A 23,739-nucleotide genomic window follows, 5' to 3' on the forward strand; every position below is an offset into this window, starting at 1 on the left:
AAGAGATGCGATACCGACGCTGCAAAGCAGGTTGGTATCGCAAGATCGTCCCTCTGGAGATCAAGTGAATGACTGACGATACCAAGCCGAAGACCCGTCGCCGGACAAAAAAAACGGATGACGTGGTTGTTGCCGAAACACCCGTAACGTCGCCCAAAAAGGTCGTTCGTAAGCCTCGCAAGGCTGCTGCACCCACTGTTGTGGAACCCGTTGAGGAGCCTGTGCGTCACGATGTGATGGCCGTTCTGCCATTGCGCAATATCGTGGTCTTCCCCCACATGATCGTGCCGCTGTTTGTCGGGCGTGAAAAATCGGTCAAGGCGCTGGAAACCGTGACGCGTGAAAGCAAGCAGATCCTGCTTGTGGCGCAGAAAGACGTCTCTCTGGACGATCCTTCGGTTGATGACATCTACCGTTATGGTACGGTCTCGACCATTCTGCAGCTTCTGAAGCTGCCGGATGGGACCGTGAAGGTTCTGGTCGAGGGGACGCGTCGTGTGCATATCACGCGTCTTTTCGATGTGGACGGACATTTCGAAGCGGAAATCGAGGAAATTCCTGAAGAAGCCGTCGATGCGGCTCCGGGAAGCGAAATTGAAGCGCTGAGTCGTTCAACGGTTTCGCAGTTCGAACAGTATATCAAGCTCAACAAGAAAATTCCGCCGGAAGTCATGGTCTCGATCAACCAGATCGAGGGTATTTCGAAGCTGGCCGACACGATTGCGAGCCACCTGAACCTCAAGATTTCCGAGAAGCAGGACATTCTGGAAACGGCGTCTCCCGCACGGCGTCTGGAGCAGGTGTTCGCGCATATCGAAACGGAAATTGGCGTTCTTCAGGTCGAGAAGCGCATCCGCAACCGCGTGAAGCGGCAGATGGAAAAAACCCAGCGCGAATATTATCTGAACGAGCAGCTTAAGGCGATCCAGAAGGAACTCGGCGAGGGTGAGGACGGCAAGGACGAAAATTCCGAGCTTGAAGAGAAGATCAACAAGACCCGCCTGAGCCGTGAAGCCAAGGAAAAGGCGCATGCCGAGCTGAAGAAGCTGCGTGGCATGAGCCCGATGTCGGCCGAAAGCACGGTGGTCCGCAACTATCTGGACTGGCTGCTGGGTATTCCCTGGAAGAAGCGCTCGAAGATCACACGCGAGTTCCAGCATGCCGAAGACGTGCTCGAAGCCGAGCATTACGGTCTGGAAAAGGTCAAGGAACGTATTCTCGAATATCTGGCTGTGCAGACGCGTTCGCAGAAGCTCAAAGGACCGATCCTGTGCCTTGTCGGACCTCCGGGTGTGGGCAAGACCTCTCTGGCGCGTTCCATCGCCAAAGCAACCGGCCGGAACTACATCCGTATGTCACTGGGTGGCGTTCGGGACGAATCCGAAATCCGTGGTCACCGGCGGACCTATATCGGCTCCATGCCGGGCAAGATCATTCAGGGCATGAAGAAGGCACGGACGTCTAATCCGCTGTTTCTTCTCGACGAAATCGACAAGCTGGGTGCTGACTGGCGCGGTGATCCGTCTTCGGCGCTGCTTGAGGTGCTGGATCCGGAACAGAACGCCACGTTTGCCGATCATTATCTTGAAGTGGATTATGATCTGTCGGACGTGATGTTCGTCACGACGGCCAACAGTCTGAACATGCCCCAGCCGCTGCTGGATCGCATGGAGATCATTAACCTCTCTGGCTATACAGAAGATGAGAAAGTGCAGATTGCCCGCCGTCATCTTCTGGGCAAGCAGGCTGAGGCACATAATCTCAAGCCGGATGAGTGGACCGTCACGGACGATACGATCCGCGAACTGATCCGGGCCTATACCCGGGAAGCCGGTGTGCGAAATCTTGAGCGCGAACTTGCAAAACTGGCGCGCAAGACGGTCAAGGAAATCATCACGACCGGCGTCAAGCATGTCGAGATCACGCCAAAAAACCTCGAGAAATATGCGGGCGTCCGTCGTTTCCGTCATGGTGAGACCGAGACGGAGGATATGGTTGGCGTCGTGACAGGTCTGGCCTGGACGCAGGTTGGCGGCGAGATCCTGACGATCGAAAGCGTGATGGTTCCCGGCAAGGGGAACGTCAAGCAGACCGGCAAGCTTGGCGAAGTTATGCAGGAAAGTATTTCTGCTGCGCTCTCCTATGTCCGTTCGCGGGCTCAGGAATTCGGAATCCGGCCGCCCCTGTTCGAGAAGAGGGATATCCATATCCATCTTCCAGAAGGGGCAACGCCCAAGGACGGTCCGTCCGCTGGTATTGCGCTTGCGACGTCTCTGGTGAGCATCATGACGCAGATCCCCATCCGCAGGGATGTGGCCATGACGGGTGAGATCACCCTCAGGGGCCGGGTTCTGGAGATCGGGGGGCTCAAGGAGAAGCTTCTGGCGGCCCTGCGGGCAGGAATCAAGACGGTTCTGATCCCCAAGGATAACGAGAAGGATCTGGCGGAGGTGCCGGACAATGTCCGTCACGCACTCAAGATCATTCCCGTGAGCCATGTGGACGAAGTGCTCAAGATTGCGCTGACTCGTATGCCGGAAGCCATTGAATGGGATGAAAATGTTGATCCCATCAGTGAAATAACGGTGGATAAAGCGGCTCCACAGGCACTTCCCCACTAACACGGACGATCTTCTGCGATTCTGGCAGTTGACGCCGGAAAAATCCGCTTCATAGTGCGGCCGCAGATCGAACAAGGCGCCTGAGCCAGAAGGGACTCATTTGAGCCCGGCTCAGGCGCTCTAACACCAGAAAGGCACATCATGGAGAAGCCCCTCAACAAGCAGGAACTGATCGCCGCCGTTGCAGACGCTGCCGATCTTCCGAAGGCAAAGGCCAGCGAAGTTGTCGATGCGGTGTTCAGCACGATCGAAGCGACGCTTGCCAAGAAGCAGGAAGTCCGTCTCGTCGGCTTCGGCAGCTTCGTGACCGCAACGCGTAAGGCCGCCAAGGGCCGTAACCCGCGTACGGGCGAAGAGATCGACATTCCGGCATCCACCTCTGTCCGCTTCAAGCCGGGCAAGGGTCTGAAGGACGCCGTGAGCTGAGAAAGCTCACAAAACGGTTTCGGGTGGCTTTACCGCCATCCGGAACCGTGTATATAGACCTCACAAACATTCTGAGGGCGATTAGCTCAGCGGTAGAGCGTCTCGTTTACACCGAGAGGGTCGGCGGTTCAATCCCGTCATCGCCCACCATTATGAATACAATGCAGCCATGAACTGGCGTTTCGAATACTATGAAACGCTCGGCTCCACTTCCGATCTGTGCAAAATCAGAGCTGAGGCTGGCGAGCCCGAACATCTGGCTATTCAAGCCTTTTCCCAGACATCAGGCCGTGGTACGCGCGGACGAACTTGGACTGATCCAGGGGGAAACCTTGCGATCTCTCTCCTGTTCCGGCCTGCTGAGCCTGCGCCGTTCATAGAAGCTCTTCCATTCCTCACTGCAGTGGCTCTTTACGAGACGGCCGCGCATTTCTGTCCTGCCGCTGTGGGGCCGACGCCTCTCATGGTGAAGTGGCCCAATGATCTGCTGTTGGATGGCCGGAAGATGGCTGGTGTCCTGATCGAGACGGGCGGACCACAGGGCAGGCCGTGGGTTGTCGTGGGAATCGGCGCCAATCTGACGCAGGCTCCCGAGATCCCCGGACGTCGTCTTGCGGCGCTTTCCGAAAAAACGGCTGCGCCATCCGCAAAGGCATTTGGCGAAATTCTGGTCGCGCAGATCGAGCGTTGGACCAACATTCTGGCGGTGCAGGGCTTTGCACCGATCCGGGCTGCCTGGCTGGCCCGCGCACACCCCGTTGGGTCGCGGCTTGCGGTTCAGGGTTGTGAAACCTATATTACAGGTTCGTTTTCAGGGCTCGACGCGCAGGGACGCCTGCTGCTCACCCTTCCCAACGGTGAAACCATTCCGGTTGTAACCGGCGATATCCTGCTGGACTGAAGGACCGGACCACAACGTGCTTCTCGTCATTGATGCTGGAAACACCAACATCGTGTTCGCTGTACACGACGGAGAGTCGTGGCTCGGGCAATGGCGAATCTCGACGAACGAAGCACGGACGGCGGATGAATATGCGGCCTGGCTTCTGACGCTTTTTGACCGGCGCGGTCTGGATGCGACAAAAATCAGTCGCGCCATTATCGGGACCGTGGTTCCTGTCGCGCTGTATGAACTGCGCCGTTTCTGTCGTGAATGGCTGGATGTCGTGCCTCTTGTCGCCAATGCAAGGCTGGACTGGGGCATTGATGTTCTTGTGGACAATCCGAACGAACTGGGTGCGGACCGGCGTCTGAATGGTCTGGCAGGGCGTGAGTTTTATGGCACACCCCTGATCGTTGTTGATTTCGGAACCGCGACGACATTCGATGTGGTCAACACGGCGGGTCAGTTTTGTGGGGGGGCGATTGCTCCGGGTGTGAACCTGTCGATCGACGCGCTGCACCGGGCCGCCGCACGATTGCCCCGTATGAGCATTGGCCGTCCTTCCACGGCGATTGGCCGCAATACGAGTGTTGCGATGCGCTCCGGTCTGTTCTGGGGCTATGTCGGCCTCGTCGAGGGACTGATCCGTCGTATTTCCGACGAAATGGACGCAAAGCCAACAGTGATCGCAACAGGCGGTCTGGCTCCACTGTTCTCTGAGGGAACGCCGCTTTTTGATGTGCTGGCGCCCGATCTGACGCTGGATGGCCTGCGCCTTCTGGCGGACCGCAATACGGGTCCGCCGCTTTCTTATTCCCCTGAGCGCCCGCAGGGCGTTGGGCAATGACTCACGTTTTAATTTTATATCGTATCTGCAAGGAACCATCATGACGGAAAAACCGGACGGTCTGTCTTTCCTGCCCTTGGGCGGGACGGGCGAGATCGGCATGAATTTCAATCTCTACTGCCTGACAAAGAATGGTCGCGACACCTGGCTTGCCATCGATTGCGGCATCGGATTTTCGGGCAACGACACACCCGAAGCTGAAGTGCTGATGCCGGACCCGACCTTCATCGCGGATCGCGCGCGGGACCTGTGCGGTCTGGTAATTACGCACGCGCATGAAGACCATCTGGGTGCCGTGGCGCATCTGTGGCCGTATCTGCGCTGCCCGGTTTATGCAACGCCGTTTGCGGCGGCTGTGCTGCGGCGCAAATTGCAGGAAGCGCATCTGAACAATCAGGTGAAGATCCATGTCATTCGTCCGGCTTCGCGTTTTGAAGTTGGACCGTTCGATCTTCAGTTTGTGTCCGTCACGCATTCCGTCGCCGAGGCTCAGGCCGTGGCACTGCGGACGCCGCATGGCCTGATCGTGCATACGGGTGACTGGAAGCTGGACGAGAACCCGCTGGTCGGGCCGGTGACGGACCTTGAGACGTTCGGCAAGCTGGGCGACGAAGGCGTTCTGGCCATGGTCGGCGACAGTACCAATGTGCTCAAGCCGGGCAAGTCCGAGTCTGAAGCGGATGTGCGCAAGGGCCTGACGGATCTGATCATGGGGCTGGAAGGCCGCATTGCCGTGACGTGCTTTGCCAGTAACGTGGCGCGCGTCGAGAGCATCGCCAAGGCGGCTCAGGCGTCGGGGCGTGTGGTCATGATCGTCGGACGCTCGCTGCGTAACCTTGAGACGGCCGCACGTGAATGCGGCTATTTTCAGGACCTGCCGCCGTTCCTGACCGAGCAGGACGCGCGGGATGTGGATGATGACAGCCTGTTGATGATCATCACGGGCAGTCAGGGCGAGCCGCGCTCGGCCTTGTCCCGAATTGCGTCTGACACGCATCCGAACATTGCCCTCGGTGAGGGTGATACGGTGATCTACAGTTCGCGGATGATCCCGGGCAACGAGCAGGCCGTTATGGCCGTGCAGGACAATCTGTCGCGCCGTGGCGTGACGGTCCTGACGGACAAGGACGCCAAGGTCCACACGTCCGGCCATGCCACCAGCGAAGACATTCGCACGCTCTATCGGATTGTCCGTCCGAAATACAGCATTCCGACCCACGGCGAATGGCGTCACCTGACGGCTCATGCCGCGCTGGCGCATGAAATGGGTTCCGAGCCGATCCTGCTGGAAGACGGCGATATCCTGAATCTGTCCCCGGGTGAGGTGAAGGTTGTTGATACGGCGCCGACGGGCCGTCTGGCCTTGGACGGGGGTCGTCTGCTGCCCATGACGGGTGGTGTTCTGGCTGCGCGTCGCAAGATGCTGTTCAACGGCATCGTGCTGGCGAGTTTTGCCGTCGATGACGAAGGTTATGTCATTGGTGAGCCCAAGATCAGTGCGCCGGGCCTGCTGGAATCCGACGATCCCGAAAGCATCCGGATTCAGGAAGAGTTTGCCGACTCTATCGATCAGATCCCCGATGAACTGCGTCAGGACGATGCAGCCTTCCGGGATGCGGCCAAAACGGCCCTGCGTCGTGCTCTGGGGCGCAAGCTTCAGAAGCGTCCGCTTGTCGATGTTCATCTGCTGCGCGTCTGAGAGAAGTAACACATGCGTTTGACGAAAGCCTTTCAGCCAACGCTGAAGGAAATTCCGGCCGAGGCGCAGATCGCGTCTCATCGCCTGATGCTGCGGGCTGGCCTTGTGCGCCAGACCTCTTCGGGCATCTATGCCTGGCTGCCGGCAGGCCTGCGGGTTCTGCGCAATATCGAGCAGATCGTCCGCGAAGAGCAGGACGCGATTGGCGCACAGGAAGTCCTGATGCCGACGCTCCAGTCCGCCGATCTGTGGCGCCGCTCTGGGCGTTATGACGCTTATGGTCCGGAAATGCTCCGGATTCAGGATCGTCATGGCCGTGATCTGCTGTACGGGCCGACGAACGAGGAAATGATCACGGATATCTTCGGAGCGTCCGTGAAATCCTACAAGGATCTACCCAAGGCGCTTTATCACATCCAGTGGAAGTTCCGTGACGAGGTGCGTCCCCGTTTCGGCGTGATGCGCGGGCGTGAGTTCCTCATGAAGGATGCCTATTCCTTCGATGCGACATACGAGGATGCCGTCGCCAGCTACCGCCGGATGATGCTGTCTTATCTGCGTATCTTCCAGCGTCTGGGTGTTCGGGCTGTTCCGATGGTCGCCGATACGGGGCCGATCGGTGGCGATCTGAGCCACGAATTCCTCGTTCTTGCCCCGACGGGTGAAAGCGGGGTTTTCTTTGACGCGGCTCTTGAGGAACAGGACTGGCTGGGTCGTCCGGTCGATTGTGACGATCACGAAAGTCTCGCCACATTCTTCTCAACCGTGACCGATCATTATGCGGCCACGGATGAGAAGCACGACGAGGCCGAATGGGCTAAAATCCCGGAGGAGCGCAAGCGCGAAGGCCGCGGGATCGAAGTCGGTCACATCTTCTATTTCGGTACGAAGTACACGGAATCGATGGGTATTGAAGTGATCGGCTCTGACGGGGCGTCGTTCCATCCGCAGATGGGGTCCTACGGCATTGGTGTGTCGCGTCTGGTCGGTGCGATTATTGAGGCATCGCATGACGAGGCCGGTATCATCTGGCCCGCATCGGTCGCGCCATATCGTGCTGCAATCCTGAATCTGCGTCAGGGTGATGAGGCCTGCGATGCGATTTGTGAGAGCATTTACGGCACCGATCCTGAAAACCTGTTGTATGATGACCGCTCGGACCGTGCGGGTGTGAAATTCAACGATGCGGATCTGATGGGACATCCCTGGCAGATCATCGTCGGACCGCGCGGCGCCAAGGAAGGCAAGGTCGAGCTCAAGCAGCGCGTCACGGGCGAGCGGTTTGAACTGTCCGTTGAGGATGCTCTGGCCAAAATCGGGGCCGCCTGATGTTCGGCCGCTTCGAGCGCATGGTGGCGGGACGGTATCTCCGTGCCCGCCGTGGCGAGCGTTTCGCTTCGATCATCGCCATTTTCTCCCTGATCGGGATTGCGCTCGGAGTGGCGACTCTCATCATCGTCATGTCGGTGATGAACGGCTTCAAGGCCGATCTGATGGGACGCATCCTCGGTCTGCACGGTGATCTGACCGTGTATGGCTACGGACGTCCTATCGAAGTTTATGAAAACGACGTGGCCGCCATCCGGCAGGTTCCGGGTGTAAAATCCGTCATTCCCATGGCGCAGGGAACCGTGCTGGTGGAGGCGGGACGTTTTTCGTCCGGAGCGGAAATGCAGGGTGTGTCTCAGCAGTCGCTCCGGGACTGGACGGCGCTGAGTAGCGGGATCATCGCGGGAAGTCTGAACAATTTCATGGGCGATGACGCGGTTGCGATCGGAACGACGATGGCCGACCGGGCCGGGCTGACAATCGGCTCTCCGATCACGCTGCTCTCGCCAGACGGGCAGGCAACGCCGTTCGGAACGATGCCACGGGTGAAAACCTATCATGTGGCCGTCATTTTCGACGCCAACTGGAACGATTACAATTCCAGCATCGTCCTGATGCCGCTTCCTGCCGCACAGAAATTCCTGATGCTGGGGTCTTCGGCGGTTTCCCTCATTCAGGTTTCGACGGATGATCCGTCCAACGTTCAGCCGACGCGCAAGGCGATTGTCGAGCGTCTGGAAGATCCGCGTTTGAGGGTGCTGGACTGGACGCAGAGCGCCAATGGTTTTCTGGATGCGGTCACGGTCGAGCAGAACGTCATGTTCCTGATCCTGACGCTTATCATTCTTGTAGCGGCGTTCAATGTGATTTCGTCGTTGATCATGATGGTCAAGGATAAGACGCGCGATATCGCGGTGCTGCGGACGCTTGGTGCGAGCAGAGGCGCGATCATGCGGATTTTCCTTATGTGCGGCGCATCTGTCGGAATTGTCGGAACCGTAGCTGGGTCCGCGCTGGGGATTGCTTTTGCGCTGAACATTGAGCGGATTAGACAGTGGCTTCAGTCTCTGACGGGAACCAATCTGTTCAACCCGGAAGTCTATTTTCTAGAGCGTCTGCCAGCGAAACTGGTGTGGTCTCAGGTGTGGGAAGTGATCGGAATGTCTCTGGCGCTCTCACTTCTGGCGACGCTTTATCCATCCTGGCGCGCGGCCAGAACCGATCCGATTGAGGCCCTGCGTCATGAATGACCGTTCAGTCGGGGCGAGTGCCCTGCGTCTTGAAGGACTGAAACGCCGTTTCCGGTCGGGCGAAGAGACGCTTGAAATCCTGAGCGGTGCCGAATTCGAGCTTCGGGCTGGCGAAATCGTGGCTCTCGTTGCACCGAGCGGCACTGGAAAATCTACACTTCTGCACCTTGCAGGTCTGCTGGAAGCGCCGTCTGAAGGGACAGTTTTCGTGGCCGATCGCCCGGCAAGCGGATTGAGCGATACATTACGTACGGCGATCCGGCGGGATCAGATTGGGTTTGTGTATCAGTTTCATCATCTTCTGGGTGAGTTCACGGCCTGCGAAAACGTCATGCTGCCGCAGCTCATTGCTGGCGTTTCTCCGAAGCAGGCTCGCGCACGCGCCAAGGATCTTCTGGGGCGCTTTGGGCTCTCTCATCGCCTTGAGTCGCTGCCCGGTCGTCTGTCTGGTGGGGAGCAACAGCGGACTGCGATTGCGCGTGCGCTGGCCAATCAGCCTAAACTGCTTCTGGCAGACGAACCGACCGGTAATCTGGATATCGGCACGGCGGATCATGTGTTCGGAGAGCTTCTACGCGTTGTACGAGAAGAGGGCGCAGCGGCGTTGATTGCCACGCATAACGACGAACTGGCCTCACGGATGGATCGGACCGTGACATTGCGGGATGGGAAACTGGTTTCGCTGTAGGGCGCTGAATTGGAGCGACAGGTCTCAAAAACCCCTGCATCCGATGTCCGTCCCTGATAGACTTGCGGCATGTCTCATGCCGATTTTGTTCATCTCAGAAATCACTCTGCCTATTCCTTGAGCCAAGGTGCGATCCGGATTCCGGAGCTCGTGAGTCTGGCCGCTAAACATGCTATGCCTGCCGTTGCCCTTACGGATAGTGGCAATCTCTTCGGAGCGCTTGAGTTCTCGCTCTATTGTCGAAGCAACGGTGTGCAGCCGATCGTGGGCTGCCAGATTTCGCTTCCACCCCGCTCGACCAAGCCAGGGGCTGTTTCAGAGCCTCTCGTTATTCTGGCGCGGAACGAAGAAGGTCTCGCCAATCTTCAGATCCTGTCTTCCGAAGGATTCCTGAACGGAGATCCTGCCGATCCCTCCATAGCGGTCGAATTTCTTTGCCAGCACGCGGCAGGACTGTTTCTGCTGACTGGCGGCAATCGCGGACCGGTCAACAGACTGTTTCTTGAAGAGCAGAAGTCTGAGGCAAAAGCACTTCTGACACGGTTGGAAGAGGCTTTCCGGGGAAATATCGCAGTCGAGCTAAACCGGCTTGGAGAGCCTGGGGAGCAGGAGGTCGAGAGTGTTCTGATCCCGATGGCGGATGAGATGAACATTCCGCTGGTGGCGACCAATGAGTGCTTCTTCCCCAAGCCTGAAATGCACGAGGCCCATGATGCGCTGCTGTGCATCGCGCAGGGACGGACCATTGCAGAAGACGATCGCTGGCATGTGTCTCCGCAGGCGTGGTTCAAGACCCCGGCGGAAATGCGGGCTGTTTTTCATGATCTGCCAGAGGCCTGCGACAACACGCTGATTATTGCGCAAAAATGCGCCGTGGCAGCCTGTACGCGCAAGCCGCTTCTGCCAATCTGCCCGAAGGTTCGGGAAGGCTCGACGGAAGAAGAGACCCTGCGCGCCATGGCTTGGGAAGGGCTGGAAAAACGTCTGGAAGCAGTGAGTGCAGATGAAGAAAAACGTAAGCTTTACTCCGAACGTCTGCAGGTTGAACTCGATATTATCGCGGGAATGGGTTTCCCCGGTTACTTCCTGATCGTTGCCGACTTTATTCAGTGGGCGAAAGCGCACGACATTCCGGTCGGCCCGGGGCGTGGGTCAGGCGCAGGGTCGCTTGTGGCCTATGCGCTGACGATTACGGATATTGATCCCATTCCGTTTGGATTGCTGTTTGAGAGGTTTCTAAACCCCGAGCGTGTGTCCATGCCGGATTTCGATATCGACTTCTGTCAGGACCGTCGCGATGAGGTGATCCGTTATGTGCGCGAGGAATACGGCGGAAGCCGTGTGGCGCAGATCATTACCTTCGGAAAACTCCAAGCCAAGGCAGCGGTGCGGGACGTGGGCCGTGTGTTGGGACTGCCTTATGGCATGGTCAACCGGGTTGCCGAACTAATCCCGAACAACCCCGCCAAGCCTGTATCGCTTTCGGACGCGATTGACGGAGAACCACGGCTTCAGGAAATGCGCGACAGTGATGAGTCGCTCAAACGCCTGATGGAAATCGCGTTGCAGCTCGAAGGGCTGTACCGTCACGCCTCCACCCATGCCGCGGGTGTGGTGATTGGTGATCGGGAACTGGTGGAACTTGTCCCCCTGTATCGCGACCCGAAGAGCGACATGCTCGTGACGCAGTACAATATGAAGTATGTCGAGCAGGCCGGTCTGGTGAAGTTCGACTTCCTCGGCCTGACCACGCTTACGATCCTCAAGCGTGGTCTGGATTTCCTTAAGGAACAGGGCATTACAGTCGATCTCTCACGGATTCCGCTGGATGATGCCAAAACCTTCGAGATGCTGGCCAAAGGCGATACCGCCGGTGTGTTCCAGTTTGAAGGCGCCGGCATGCGGGATATGCTTAAGCAGATGGCGGCCAGCAGGCTCGAAGATCTGATTGCGGGCGTGTCGCTGTACCGTCCGGGACCAATGGCCAATATTCCGGATTACTGCCGACGCAAACACGGCGAGCACTGGGAGCCTCCGCACGAGGAAATCCGGGACATTCTTGAAGAGACCTATGGCATCATGGTCTATCAGGAACAGGTCATGCAGATCGCACAGAAGATGGCTGGCTACAGTCTGGGCGGCGCTGACCTGCTGCGGCGCGCGATGGGCAAGAAGATTGCCTCTGAAATGGAAAAACAGCGCGCGATTTTCACTGAAGGTGCCACAGCTCGCGGTATTCCGCAGGATAAGGCAGTCGAAGTCTTTGATCTTATGGCTCGTTTTGCCGATTACGGCTTCAACAAGTCGCATGCGGCTGCCTATGCGCTGGTGTCCTATCAGACGGCCTGGATGAAAGCGAACCATCCTGTTGCGTTTCTTGCCGGCTGCATGTCTTTGGCGCGGGAAAAAACGGACAAGCTGGCGGCACTGTGTCAGGAAGCGCGCCGGATGAAGATTCCCGTGTTACCCGTTGATATCAATAAATCTATGGCAGATTTTTCCATCGAGATGATGGAGGATGGGCAGCAGGGTATTCGCTATGCGCTTTCCGCGATCAAGCGTGTGGGAGCCGTGGCAATGGAAAGCGTTGTTGCCTCGCGCGGGGAGCGTCCGTTTCAGGATCTGACGGATTTCTCGGAACGCTGTGATCCGAAGAGCCTGAACAAAATCCAGATCGAAAGTCTTGCAAAAGCAGGGGCTTTCGACAGTCTTCTCAAAGAGAGACATATTGTTTTTGCCAGTGCTGACATTCTCCTGCGGCGGGCTCAGGCGCGTGCGCAGGAAGAAAAAGTAGGCCAGACGGGTCTGTTTGGCGGCGCTGGGCAGGAACGTGAAATCCTGCGCCTGAACGAAGGGCGTCCATGGCCGGATTTCGAGCGTCTTTCGCTCGAAGCATCGGCTATCGGCTTTCACATGAGTGCTCATCCGCTCGATGCCTATCGCAGCGTGTTGCGCAGGCTTGGAGTCACCCCATCTAATGCTCTGGAAAATGCTGCAAAAACAGGCACTACGCGCGTCAAGATCGCAGGTTGCGTCGTCGATCGTAAAGAGCGTCCGACCCGGACTGGCAAGAAAATGGCCTGGGTCAATCTGTCCGATAGCGGCGGAGGATGCGAGGTCACGCTCTTCTCAGAAACGCTGATTTCCTGCCGGGATCTGCTGGTGGCCGGACAGGCCATTCTGGTGAACGCCGAACTCAAGATTGATGGGGATGCCCTGCGAATTACGGCCCAGAGCGTCATTGATCTTGAGGCCGCGGCGGCGGCAGAGCGGTCGGAAATTCGGGTCTGGCTAAAGCAGGAAAGTGCTTTGTCCGAACTTACGGCGCTTCTGGAAGAAGTTCAGGGCGGTTTTGGTCGGGTGAAGCTCCTGCCGTCCGTTGAGGAAACGCAGGACGTGGAAATCTCCATTCCGGGACTGTATCGCGTGACCCCCCGTCTGGCGGAGCGGCTGCGAACGATCCGTGGCGTGGAAAAGGCGCAGCAGGTCTGATCCTGCGTGTGGATATTGTGTGAAATCCTGCGGACAGACCTTGCGTCCGTAGGGATTTTCCGCCATATCGCGACCGTTCTTTGTCGGGATCTGTCCTGACGGGAGCAATCCGCACGCATGGCTCTCGGGTTTTCTGGTGTCCTTATAAGGGGACGTTGCCATGCGGAGGTTCAACCAGACGCAAGGAATTCTGAATCATGGCAATGCCTGATTTCACCATGCGCCAGCTGCTCGAAGCCGGCGTTCATTTCGGTCACCACACCCGTCGCTGGAACCCGGCCATGGCGCCGTACCTGTTCGGTGTGCGCAACCAGGTTCACATCATCGACCTGCAGCAGACGGTTCCGATGCTGGACCGCGCCCTGAAGGTTGTCCGTGACACCGTTGCCAATGGTGGCCGCGTTCTGTTCGTTGGCACCAAGCGCGCTGCGGCTGACCATGTTGCTGAAGCTGCACAGCGTTGCGGCCAGTACTACGTCAACCATCGTTGGCTCGGCGGCATGCTGACCAACTGGAAGACCATCACGGGCTCCATCAAGCGTCTGCGCCAGATCGACGAAATGCTGTCCGGTGGCACGGCTGGCCTGACGAAGAAGGAAGTTCTCGACATCACGCGTGACCGCGAGAAGCTCGAGCGTTCCCTCGGCGGCATCAAGGAAATGGGTGGCCTGCCCGACCTGCTGTTCGTGATCGACACGAACAAGGAAAAGCTGGCGATCGAAGAAGCCACGAAGCTTGGCATTCCGGTCATCGGCGTTCTGGACAGCAACTCCAACCCTGCTGGCGTGACCTATCCGATCCCGGGCAACGATGACGCCATCCGCGCCATCACCCTGTATTGCGATCTGGTTTCCGGTGCGGTTCTCGACGGTATTTCCGCCGAACTGGCTGCTTCGGGTCAGGACATCGGTGCTGCCGAAGAACTGCCGGCTGAGACGGCTGTTCTTGAAGCTGCCGCTGCTGAAGGCGCAGAAGCTCCCGCTTCCGCAGGCTGAACAGACTGCCGGGGTCCGGTCATGGAAAACGGCAACTGAAACATGGCATGCGGCCGGGCGAGTTCGTCCGGCCGCATGATCTTTTTTGAGGGATGAGATAAATGGCAGAAATCACAGCAGCCCTGGTTCGCGAACTGCGCGAAGCCACTGGCGCAGGCATGATGGATTGCAAGAAGGCCCTGACGGAAGCTGCAGGCGACATGGACGCCGCCATCGACTGGCTGCGCACGAAGGGTCTGTCCCAGGCTGCGAAGAAGTCCGGCCGTACGACGGCTGAAGGTCTGGTCGGCGTTGTGTCCGGCAAGAACCGCGCCGCTATGGTCGAAGTCAACGCCGAGACGGACTTCGTGGGCCGTAACGAAGCGTTCCAGGCATTCGTCGAGCAGGTTGCTCATGTTGCTCTCGAAGTCGGTGACGATCTGGACACCATCAAGGCTGCCAAGGTTCCGTCTGGCCGTACGGTTGCTGACGAACTGACGCACCTGATCGCCACGATTGGCGAGAACATGGCCATCCGTCGCGCTAAGGTCCTGTCGGTCGAGTCCGGCGTTGTTGCCAGCTACGTTCACAGCGCCCTGCGTCCGGGCATCGGCAAGATCGGCGTTCTCGCGGCTCTTGAGGCTCCGTCCGAGTCCGACGCGCTGCTGACACTGGGTCGCCAGATTGGCATGCATGTTGCAGCAACCCGTCCGGCTGCACTGGATGTTGCCAGCGTCGATCCGGAGTCCCTGGAGCGCGAGCGTGCTGTTCTGATCGAGCAGGCTCGTGAGTCCGGCAAGCCGGAAGCCATCATTGAGAAGATGGTCGAAGGTCGTATCCGCAAGTTCTATGAAGAAGTCGTTCTTCTGGAGCAGGTGTGGGTTCTGGATGGCGAAAGCCGCGTGTCCAAGGTTGTCGAGAAGGCTGGCGCAAAGCTGGCTGGTTTCGAGCGCTTCCAGCTCGGTGAAGGCATCGAGAAGGAAGAGAGCGACTTCGCTGCTGAAGTCGCTGCTGCCGCTGGCACCAAGTAAGATTTTCCGTTTCTGCCCTGAGCCGGGTCTGTCTGGTTCAGATCGGACGTGAAAGTCTGTAAAAAGGCTCCCGTGCGCTCTGGCGTGCGGGGGCCTTTTTGTTTTTGGCCAGTGCGGAGGGATTAGGGATGGAATGGGAAGCGGCAGCTCTGGTTCTGTCGGTTCGGCCTTATGGCGAAGGCAGTGCGCTGGTCCATCTGTTCAGCGAGGAACACGGCGTTTCGCACGGAATGGTGCGGGGCGGGGCGTCACGTCGGCAGGCCTCCCTGTGGCAGACTGGCAATCTGGTTATGGCGCGCTGGAGGGCACGGCTGGCGGATCAGCTCGGCACACTGACAGCCGAGCCTGTTCAGTGCGTAGCGGGGCGTATTCTGGATGCGCCGCTCCAGCTTGAGATGGTGAGCAGTGCGTGCGCTCTGGTGGACGGAGCACTGCCGCAGGGTGAGGCGCATCCGGAACTGTTTATGCGGCTGGTGCGGCTTTTGACGCTGATCAGTGTGGCTCCCGATCCGGCCCCGATGGGCGCCTATCTGCGCTGGGAAAGCCAGCTTCTCGCCGGGCTCGGCTATGGGCTTGATCTGTCGGATTGCGCTGTAACGGGTTTGCGCGACGATCTGGTGTATGTGTCTCCCCGTTCAGGTCATGCTGTGAGTCAGAACGGCGCGGGAGAGTGGCGGGACCGTCTGTTGCCGTTGCCCGCGTTGATGATGAATGAAGCAGATGACGGGACGCCTGAAGATTGGAAAAACGGCCTTGCGCTGACAGGACATTTCCTGTCGCGCTGGGTGTTTGGTGTGCGGCACCAGCCTTTGCCGGCAGCGCGGGAGCGGCTGGTTGATTATGTCCAACGGCTTCAGGTCGCTCCCCCGGACAATGCAGTGGACTCCGTTCAGTAGAAAACGTGACTGGGACCGGGACGCAGGCCGCTGACGACATCCACGTCGGCCGTACTCGCCCAGACGGACCAGTCCCAGCCGGGATGCTGATTGATTTCGGCGGTCATGCGCTGTTCCTGCGCAAGATCGACCGGATGGCTGGCTCTGTAGGCGGCGTAGGCATTCTTGTCGCCCATATAGACGCAGCCACACGCGATGGGGTCAGCATAGAGCAGGACAGGCTGTCCGTTCTGCATGCGATAGGCCAGCGTGTCGGGGGGCAGGAGGTTCATCATGGCCCAGCGTGCCGTTGTGTCGGCCGGGTGTGCTGTAAAGCCTGCTAGCGCGAGAGACATCTCGGCTTTCTGGATCGGACGGTATGGTGAACAGGCGGCCGTGCCGACAAGGAGGACGCTGGACAGAAGGGCACGCCAGTGTCTAAGTCCTGCTCGAAAAAGGGGAGCGCTATGGGAACGGATCTGGCTGGTCATATCGAGGATACCAAGCTCGCTGAGGCTCTGAGCGAGCGATATATTGCGTATGCGATGTCGACAATCATGTCGCGTTCCCTTCCGGACGTGCGTGATGGCCTGAAGCCGGTCCACCGCCGCCTCCTTTATGCGATGCAGCAGTTACGCCTTGATCCCACATCAGGGTTTAAAAAGTGTGCACGTGTCGTCGGTGATGTGATTGGTAAGTTCCATCCGCATGGCGATGCGTCCGTTTACGAGGCGCTGGTGCGTTTGGCGCAGGATTTCGCGGTCCGATACCCGCTGGTCGAGGGGCAGGGTAATTTCGGTTCCATCGACGGCGATGGCGCGGCAGCCATGCGATATACCGAAAGCCGCCTGACGGAAGTTGCGCAGGCGCTTTTGGACGGTATTCAGGACGATGCAGTCGATTTCCGTGCGACGTACGATAATGAAGATCATGAACCGATCGTACTTCCGGGAATGTTCCCGAACCTGCTGGCCAATGGCGCGGCAGGCATTGCCGTGGGTATGGCGACGAGCATTCCGCCGCATAATGCCGCCGAAATCTGCCGAGCCGCCAAACTCCTGATCGAAAATCCGGATGTGACGATCGCCGAACTGGTGGAACTGATCCCGGGGCCGGACTTCCCCACGGGCGGCATTCTGGTGGAAGAGCGCGACTCCATTATTCGCTCTTATGAAACAGGACGCGGCAGTTTCAGAACGCGCGCGCGCTGGGAAGTGGAACAAGGTCGTTTCGGCACTTGGATGATTATCGTCACCGAGATCCCCTATCAGGTGCAGAAATCGCGCCTGATCGAGCAGATCGCGGACCTGATGGAGCAGCGCAAACTGCCGCTTCTGGGCGATGTGCGGGACGAGAGCACGACCGATATCCGCCTTGTGCTGGAGCCAAAGACCAAGGGTGTCGAGCCTGAAGTCCTGATGGAGACGCTGTTCCGCAATACGGCGCTTGAGAACCGTTTCAGTCTGAACATGAATGTTCTGGGCGGTGATCGCGTTCCGGGCGTGCTGTCATTGAAAGAGGTTTTGCGGGCTTGGCTGGACCATGTTCACGAAGTACTGGTGCGGCGGTCGAATCATCGTCTGGCGGCGGTTCTGCGGCGGCTGGAAATTCTTGATGGTTTCCTTGCAGTCTATCTGAACCTTGATGAAGTGATCCGCATCATCCGCGAGGAAGACGAGCCCAAGGCCAGCCTGATGGACACGTTCAGCCTGACGGATATTCAGGCTGAAGCCGTGCTGAACATGCGGCTGCGCTCTTTGCGGCGGCTTGAGGAAATGGAAATTCGGCGCGAGCGGGACAAGCTTGCTGACGAGCAGAAGGCGCTTGAAACGCTGCTGGGTTCGGAGCGTCGTCGCTGGACGCGGATCTGTAAGGATCTGGATGGCACGATCAAGAAGTTCGGCTCCGGCCCGCTTGGGGACCGGCGGACGCTGATTGCTGCGGCACCGGAACCCATTGATATTTCCGCAGCATTGGAAATCGACCGTGAACCGCTCACGGTTTTGCTGTCTCGCGAAGGGTGGATCCGGGCGATGAAGGGCCATGGGCTTGATCCGCAGGGACATCGCTTCAAGGAAGGCGATGAAGGCTGGCTGTCGGTGGAATGTCAGAGCACGGACCGGCTGTGCCTGATCTCCAGCAGTGGCAAGGCCTACACCATCAAGGCGGCTGACCTGCCGCGCGGGCGCGGGTTCGGCCAGCCGTTCCGGACCGTCGTGGAGGTGCCGCAGGAAGATCGGGTTGTGACCCTGTTCCCAGTTTTGGACGAGGGACGTCGCCTGATCGCCTCCGCATCGGGGCGTGGGATGATCGTGTCCGAAGACGGGCTCGTGGCGGAAAAGCGGACGGGTAAGCAGGTTTTCAACGTCAAGGAGGGGGATGAGGTGTTTGCCTGTATTCCGGTAAGCGGTACGCATGTCCTGACGCTGGGGCAGAACAAGCGGGCACTGATTTTCCCGCTGGAACAGGTGCCAGAAATGACCCGTGGCGCCGGTGTCGCATTCCAGAAACTGGGCGACAGCACATTGCGTGACATGCGGACCTTGACCCTGTCCGAGGGGCTGTTGTGGCAGGAAGGGCAGCGTGTTCGTGCGACGGCCGATCTGACGCCACTGGAAGGTCGTCGGGGAGCCGTGGGCCGCGCGGCACCACAATGGATGCTGCGTAAGGGCTAAGGGCATTTAGGCCGGGAGTGTCCCGGCCAGCAGGCTCCAGTGCCCGTCCCGAAAAACTTCGGCAGGCCCGAAGGCGGCTTTATAAGCCATCTTTGGGCTGCCGGGGACGTAATAGCCCAGATACAGGTGCTCCAGTCCCATTCGGGCGGTCTGTTCGATCAGCCACAGGATGGAAAATGTCCCCCAAGATGCCGTCAGATCGTTAACGTCATAGAACGTATAGACGGCGGACAGCCCATCCGAGAGACGGTCAATCAGGCTGACGCAGACAAGCGTTCCATCGGGGCGACGGAACTCGGCCAGAAACGTTTCGACCGGCGTATTGGCGATCAGTTCCACATAATCGCGCCAGCACATATGGGCCATGTCGCCATCGGGGTGGCGGACAGCCTGATACATCTCAAACAGGCGGAACTGCTCGTCCGTGGGAACCGGAGGCACCATGTTGACGATAAGATCACTATGGCGACTGCTGATTTTTTTCTGGGTCCGGGTCGGGGCAAAGGTTGCGACTGGAATACGCATGGGCGTGCAGGCGCGGCAGCCGACACAGACGGGCGCATACGCGATGGCATGGCTGCGGCGGAACCCGGCCTGTGACAAACGGTTATGTAAGGCAACGGCATCGGGGCCAGCCAGTTCGGTCAGAACCTTGCGCTCTGTCCGGTCGGGCAGGTAGGGGCAGGGAGCCGGAGCCGTCGTATAGAAGAGCTGTGGGCGGTGCTGCATGGAACGCTCTCCTTTTCAGATGACGGGCTGAAAGATGATCCTATCGCAAGGAGAGGGGATGGCGCATCTACGATCTTTGCGAAAGGATGACGAAAGATGATCCGCACGGATCGTCCATAACAGGGAAATTTATGCTGCACTGGACTGTTTTCCATTTTCTCGTGCAGATCCTGCGCTGGGTTCTTCCTCTTTTCGTGACGGTTCATGCCCTCGTTCACAAGCGGAACACGGCGTCCTGCACGGGATGGATCGGTGTCTGCTGGATTGCGCCGTTTCTGGGTACGGTTCTGTATCTGATGTTCGGCATCAATCGCGTCCGGCGCCGGGCGCAGAAAATGGTCAACCGTCATTTGTGGGAGGGGCGCGACCCGCTAGCGCAGTACCGGCAGACCGTGGACGGAACTCTGGCGCCCCTTTCAAAAATGCTGGGACGTCTGACGGAACGCCCCCTGATGCGGGGCAACTCCATCACCTGCCTGCATGACGGAGACAATGCCTATCCCGTGATGCTGGAGGCGATCGGGCAGGCGAAGACGTCGGTCATCCTGTGCTCTTATATTTTCCGTGACGACAAAGTCGGTCAGCGTTTTGCGGAGGCACTGGTGGCGGCCAAACGGCGGGGCGTGGAGGTCCGTGTTCTGGTGGACGGGATCGGGAGCGGCTATTTCCGCTGCGGCATCGAACGTCGCCTGCGACGTGAGGGTGTGGCCTGCGCGCGCTTTATGCACTCGGTCTGGCCGTGGCGCATGCCGTTCATCAACCTGCGCAACCATCGCAAGATTCTCGTAGTGGACGGCACTATCGGCTTCATGGGCGGCCTGAACATCGGCGAGGAGAACATGCTCCGCCTGCGGACGAAACTGCCGGTGGCGGATACGCATTTCCGTCTGCAAGGGCCGATCGTGCATCAGCTTGCAGTCGCGTTCGCTTGGGACTGGTCGTTCACCACGGGCGAAGAACTTCAGGGCGAGCGTTATCTGCCTGAGCCGCAGCCGGTGGGTGATGTGCCGATGCGGATCGTCACGTCAGGTCCGGATACGGATCTGGAAAAGATCGAATATGGGATGTTGCAGGCTTTCTCACTGGCGCGGAGCCATATCTGGGTAATGACGCCCTATTTCCTGACGGATGACCGCTTCTCGACAGAACTTGTTCTCGCGGCCCTTCGGGGCGTGGTGATTGATATTGTCGTGCCCAAGAGCAGCAATCATGCCCTGATCGATCATGCGCGGGACGCCAATCTGAGGCAGTTTCTGGACGCGGGCTGCCGCATCTGGATGGCGGACCCGCCGTTCAATCATTCCAAGCTGATGGTCGTGGATGATGAATGGAGCTTTGTCGGAAGTGCGAATATCGACATGCGCTCCCTGCGACTGAATTTCGAGATCAATCTGGAAATCTATGATCGGGACGTGGCGAAAGAACTGGCCACATTCATGGAAACGCATCGCCGCAACCGGCTGACCCATCATGATCTGGACAGCAAGCCGTTCCTGATCCGGATGCGCAATAACGCCGTCAGGCTTCTGTTGCCGTATCTCTAAGACGTCTCAGGCGCCCAGCCTGAGCGTGACGCAGATGGGGCGATGATCTGAGCCGAAGCGTGGCAGAGCGCGAGCTTCCATCCGCGCTAGCCCACGCACGAGGCATCGGTCCAGCCGCAGCGGAAGATGGTTCAACATCCGATGCGTCTTTTCCTGCGGACCGACATCGAGAAATCCGGGAAGCAGGACAGGGCCGACCAGATTGAAATCGCCCATGATGACGGCGCGGTGGCGCATATTGGTGCTGATGCTGCGAAGCTGCCGCCGGTTGAGCAACTGGCCGTGAGACAGATGGACGTTGGCAAGGGAAAAGCTGCCGAAATCAATAAGCTGTGCCGTACGTTTGACCAGCAGGCCACGCGGCAGGCGGCAGAATGACGGCGGACGGGTGAAGGGCAGGCGGCTCCAGCAGGCCGTACCATGCGGACGGCCGGGAAGCGGGATGCGGTCGTAATAGCCGCCGAGGATTTCGGGGAGTTCGTCCACGGCCTCCTGCGCTTCCTGCATCACGACGATGTCCGGATTTTCCGCGCGGATGACGGTCAGAACGTCCTCAAGCGAAGCGCCTTCCCAGCGATAGAGGTTCCAACTCAGGATCTTGAAAGAGGCTCCGGATTGAGGAAATGCCGTCATTTCGGAGGCTCCGATAGATAGAGAGGGTTACGCCCGCGGTGATGGGGACCGGCGGCAAATTCGCTGGTCAGGGTATAGCCGACCGCCAGCAGGACTGGGCCGAGGAAGATACCGACGCCGCCAAAGGTCACGATGCCCCCCAGAACGCCGAGGACGGTCAGCAGGTAGGGAAGCTGGGCACCGCGGGCGATGAAGGCGGGACGGATGATGTGATCGGCGCCGGAGATGATGAGAACGCCATAAGTCGCAAGAAAAAGCCCGTGCCCGACATGATGCGTCATGCCCAGCCAGATAGCGGCTGGCACCCAGACCAGAGGCGCACCGATCGGAAAGACCGCAACGAAAGCGGTGATGCCCGCCAGCAGAACGGGAGACGGCACTCCTGCCAGCATCAGGCCAATTCCTGTCAGCACGCCCTGAATCAGCGCCGTGCCGAGGATGCCATAGACCGTCCCGCGCACGGTGCGGCCAATGATGTTGATGAGCCTTGGTGTGGTCTGCGGACCGGCGATACGGTCGATCAGGGCCGCAATGGTATTGCCCAGCGTATCGCCGTTCAGCCAGAGGAAGAATGCGACGAACAGCGCCATGACGAGTTCGGCGAGGCCGCTTGCGAGCCGCAGCAGAACTGTCAGGGTGAGATGCGCGATCTGCCCGGCATAAGGGCGCAGGACTTCGGTCGCAAAAGCACCGACGTCATGGCTGAAATGATGCCACGCATTCACGAGATGCGGGCCTGCCATGGGGATGCGGTTGATCCATTCCGGGGGCGGGTTCGCGCTGGTGACATGCAGGATCAGGGTGTCGATTTCCGAGATCGTGCCGGGAATATCGTTGATGCCCGCGCTGGTCAGCACCGTCATCGGGACCAGAATGAACAAGGCGCTCAGGGCCATCATGGCAAGGGCTGCCAGAACGGGGCGGACATGGCGGCGCATACGCCGATAGATTGGCCATGTCGTAAAGGCGAGAATTGCCGCCCACAGAATGGCCGAGAGAAACGGCCATAGGATAATGCCGCATCCATAGGCGATTCCCGCTAGGACCAGGCCTAGGATAATCCGTTCGGTCGTCATGCGCGGATGCGCTCCTGTCTGAAAAGAGACGAACGACACGGATGGCATGACGGTGTGGGCTGCGTGCTCATGGAACGACACATTGGCACGCTCTGGCGCCGGACGCATCCCTCGACCTATGGTGTGGTCATGACGATCTCGCCACTTGTTGATGCCGCGACCTTGATCTCCGAGGTCGGCCGGTTCATTCCCCTTGATGCCAGCGTGCTTTTGCCGGGGCAGAAGGGCGATCCCGATTCCGCATTTGTCGCGCAGCACCTGCCGGATGCGCGACGATTCGATATCGACGTCTTTGCCGATCCAGAGAGTCCGCTCCCTCATACGGTGCCGGGTACGGCACGGTTTGCCCGGTTGATGGGTGAACTGGGCGTGAACGAGGAGACGCCGATCGTGTTCTACGACGGCCGTGGAAGCGTGGGCGCCTGTCGTGGATGGTGGCTTGCACGGCTCTTTGGGCATCGGAATGCGCGGATTCTGGATGGCGGTCTTGAGGCTTGGGTGAAGGCGGGCGGTCCGGTTGAAAGTGGTGCACCCCCCGCAATCGAACCGGCAAGTTTTCGCCCCCGTCCTCGTTACGAGCTTCTGGCTGGCACGGGCGATGTGCGTCACGCGCTGAACCGGACCGATGCACTGGTGTTGGACGCAAGAAGTGCGGGCCGCTTCGCCGCAACGGTGCCGGAGCCCCGTCCGGGCGTACGGGGTGGTCACATGCCGGGCGCGCAGAGCATGGACTGGACGCGCCTTGTGGACAGAAATGGCCGTTTTCTGCCGCCGTCTGAACTTAAAGAGATTCTGGCAGCTGCCGAAGGACACTCCGTTATTGCAAGCTGTGGGTCCGGCCTCACGGCTGCAACGATCGTGGCGGCACTGGCAATCGCAGGTTATGACGACGCGGCTTTATATGATGGGTCCTGGGCGGAATGGGGGAGCGATCCCGACGCGCCGGTTGTGACGGGAGAGGCATGAG

General features: G+C 59.0%; 19 protein-coding genes and 1 tRNA gene. 16 read left to right on the forward strand and 4 right to left on the reverse strand.

Annotation, left to right across the window (positions count from 1 at the left end; all coding sequences use genetic code 11):
• Positions 1–68 precede the first annotated feature (68 nt).
• The 13 genes from lon to recO all read left to right on the forward strand — a co-directional run bounded on the left by lon (position 69) and on the right by recO (position 16,136).
• Positions 69–2,621, forward strand: a complete 2,553-nt coding sequence (lon, locus tag JK176_RS02915) for an endopeptidase La (RefSeq protein WP_211586319.1) — start codon at positions 69–71, stop codon at positions 2,619–2,621.
• Between the two features lie 141 nt (positions 2,622–2,762).
• A complete protein-coding gene (locus JK176_RS02920; RefSeq protein ID WP_011251684.1) occupies positions 2,763–3,047 on the forward strand; it encodes an HU family DNA-binding protein in 285 nt (94 codons plus the stop codon).
• A gap of 75 nt (positions 3,048–3,122) precedes the next feature.
• A tRNA-Val gene (locus JK176_RS02925) sits at positions 3,123–3,197 on the forward strand.
• Between the two features lie 19 nt (positions 3,198–3,216).
• Positions 3,217–3,948, forward strand: a complete 732-nt coding sequence (locus JK176_RS02930) for a biotin--[acetyl-CoA-carboxylase] ligase (RefSeq protein WP_211586320.1) — start codon at positions 3,217–3,219, stop codon at positions 3,946–3,948.
• A gap of 16 nt (positions 3,949–3,964) precedes the next feature.
• The gene (locus JK176_RS02935) at positions 3,965–4,777 is read left to right on the forward strand and encodes a type III pantothenate kinase (RefSeq protein WP_194262085.1); all 813 of its coding nucleotides are present in this window, start codon (positions 3,965–3,967) and stop codon (positions 4,775–4,777) included.
• A 40-nt stretch (positions 4,778–4,817) separates the two neighbouring features.
• A complete protein-coding gene (locus tag JK176_RS02940) occupies positions 4,818–6,476 on the forward strand; it encodes a ribonuclease J (RefSeq protein ID WP_062029683.1) in 1,659 nt (552 codons plus the stop codon).
• A 12-nt stretch (positions 6,477–6,488) separates the two neighbouring features.
• A complete protein-coding gene (gene proS / locus JK176_RS02945; protein ID WP_211586322.1) occupies positions 6,489–7,805 on the forward strand; it encodes a proline--tRNA ligase in 1,317 nt (438 codons plus the stop codon).
• Positions 7,805–9,055 carry a lipoprotein-releasing ABC transporter permease subunit gene (locus tag JK176_RS02950; RefSeq protein ID WP_211586324.1) on the forward strand — a complete coding sequence of 417 codons (1,251 nt, stop codon included), beginning with the start codon at positions 7,805–7,807 and terminating at the stop codon, positions 9,053–9,055. Before proS ends, JK176_RS02950 begins: the two co-directional genes overlap by 1 nt.
• Positions 9,048–9,743: an ABC transporter ATP-binding protein gene (locus JK176_RS02955; RefSeq protein ID WP_211574498.1), complete on the forward strand. Its 696-nt coding sequence runs from the start codon at positions 9,048–9,050 to the stop codon at positions 9,741–9,743. Before JK176_RS02950 ends, JK176_RS02955 begins: the two co-directional genes overlap by 8 nt.
• Before the next feature lie 69 nt (positions 9,744–9,812).
• Positions 9,813–13,235, forward strand: coding sequence for a DNA polymerase III subunit alpha (gene dnaE / locus JK176_RS02960; RefSeq protein ID WP_211586325.1), 3,423 nt, complete (start codon positions 9,813–9,815; stop codon positions 13,233–13,235).
• 197 nt (positions 13,236–13,432) lie between these two features.
• Positions 13,433–14,230, forward strand: a complete 798-nt coding sequence (gene rpsB, locus JK176_RS02965) for a 30S ribosomal protein S2 (RefSeq protein WP_194267751.1) — start codon at positions 13,433–13,435, stop codon at positions 14,228–14,230.
• A 101-nt stretch (positions 14,231–14,331) separates the two neighbouring features.
• Positions 14,332–15,240, forward strand: a complete 909-nt coding sequence (gene tsf / locus JK176_RS02970) for a translation elongation factor Ts (RefSeq protein WP_099286442.1) — start codon at positions 14,332–14,334, stop codon at positions 15,238–15,240.
• Positions 15,241–15,368: 128 nt separating this feature from the next.
• Entirely contained in the window at positions 15,369–16,136 is a 768-nt protein-coding gene (recO, locus tag JK176_RS02975; protein WP_211586326.1) for a DNA repair protein RecO, read from the forward strand.
• Here recO and JK176_RS02980 read toward each other — a convergent pair.
• Positions 16,130–16,606, reverse strand: a complete 477-nt coding sequence (locus tag JK176_RS02980; RefSeq protein WP_211586327.1) for a hypothetical protein — start codon at positions 16,604–16,606, stop codon at positions 16,130–16,132. The genes recO and JK176_RS02980 overlap by 7 nt on opposite strands.
• On the opposite strand from JK176_RS02980, the gene parC reads away from it, so the two are divergent.
• Positions 16,583–18,790 (forward strand): DNA topoisomerase IV subunit A, encoded by a 2,208-nt coding sequence (gene parC, locus JK176_RS02985; protein WP_211586328.1) that lies wholly within the window; start codon positions 16,583–16,585, stop codon positions 18,788–18,790. The genes JK176_RS02980 and parC overlap by 24 nt on opposite strands.
• Before the next feature lie 6 nt (positions 18,791–18,796).
• Here parC and JK176_RS02990 read toward each other — a convergent pair whose 3' ends face one another.
• Positions 18,797–19,519, reverse strand: a complete 723-nt coding sequence (locus tag JK176_RS02990; protein WP_211586329.1) for an arginyltransferase — start codon at positions 19,517–19,519, stop codon at positions 18,797–18,799.
• Between the two features lie 131 nt (positions 19,520–19,650).
• Between JK176_RS02990 and cls the strand changes: the two genes are divergently transcribed.
• Positions 19,651–21,063 (forward strand): cardiolipin synthase, encoded by a 1,413-nt coding sequence (gene cls / locus JK176_RS02995; protein ID WP_211586331.1) that lies wholly within the window; start codon positions 19,651–19,653, stop codon positions 21,061–21,063.
• Between the two features lie 6 nt (positions 21,064–21,069).
• On the opposite strand, the gene JK176_RS03000 is transcribed toward cls, so the two are convergent.
• Together JK176_RS03000 and JK176_RS03005 are read right to left on the reverse strand one after the other, a co-directional pair.
• Positions 21,070–21,696, reverse strand: a complete 627-nt coding sequence (locus tag JK176_RS03000; protein ID WP_062029707.1) for an endonuclease/exonuclease/phosphatase family protein — start codon at positions 21,694–21,696, stop codon at positions 21,070–21,072.
• Positions 21,693–22,772 carry an AI-2E family transporter gene (locus JK176_RS03005; RefSeq protein ID WP_099286437.1) on the reverse strand — a complete coding sequence of 360 codons (1,080 nt, stop codon included), beginning with the start codon at positions 22,770–22,772 and terminating at the stop codon, positions 21,693–21,695. Before JK176_RS03005 ends, JK176_RS03000 begins: the two co-directional genes overlap by 4 nt.
• A 69-nt stretch (positions 22,773–22,841) precedes the next feature.
• On the opposite strand from JK176_RS03005, the gene JK176_RS03010 reads away from it, so the two are divergent.
• Positions 22,842–23,738: a sulfurtransferase gene (locus JK176_RS03010; RefSeq protein ID WP_249194138.1), complete on the forward strand. Its 897-nt coding sequence runs from the start codon at positions 22,842–22,844 to the stop codon at positions 23,736–23,738.
• Position 23,739 lies beyond the last annotated feature (1 nt).

The organism is Gluconobacter sp. Dm-73 (genome assembly GCF_018256215.1).
Taxonomy (GTDB): Bacteria; Pseudomonadota; Alphaproteobacteria; order Acetobacterales; family Acetobacteraceae; genus Gluconobacter; species Gluconobacter cadivus.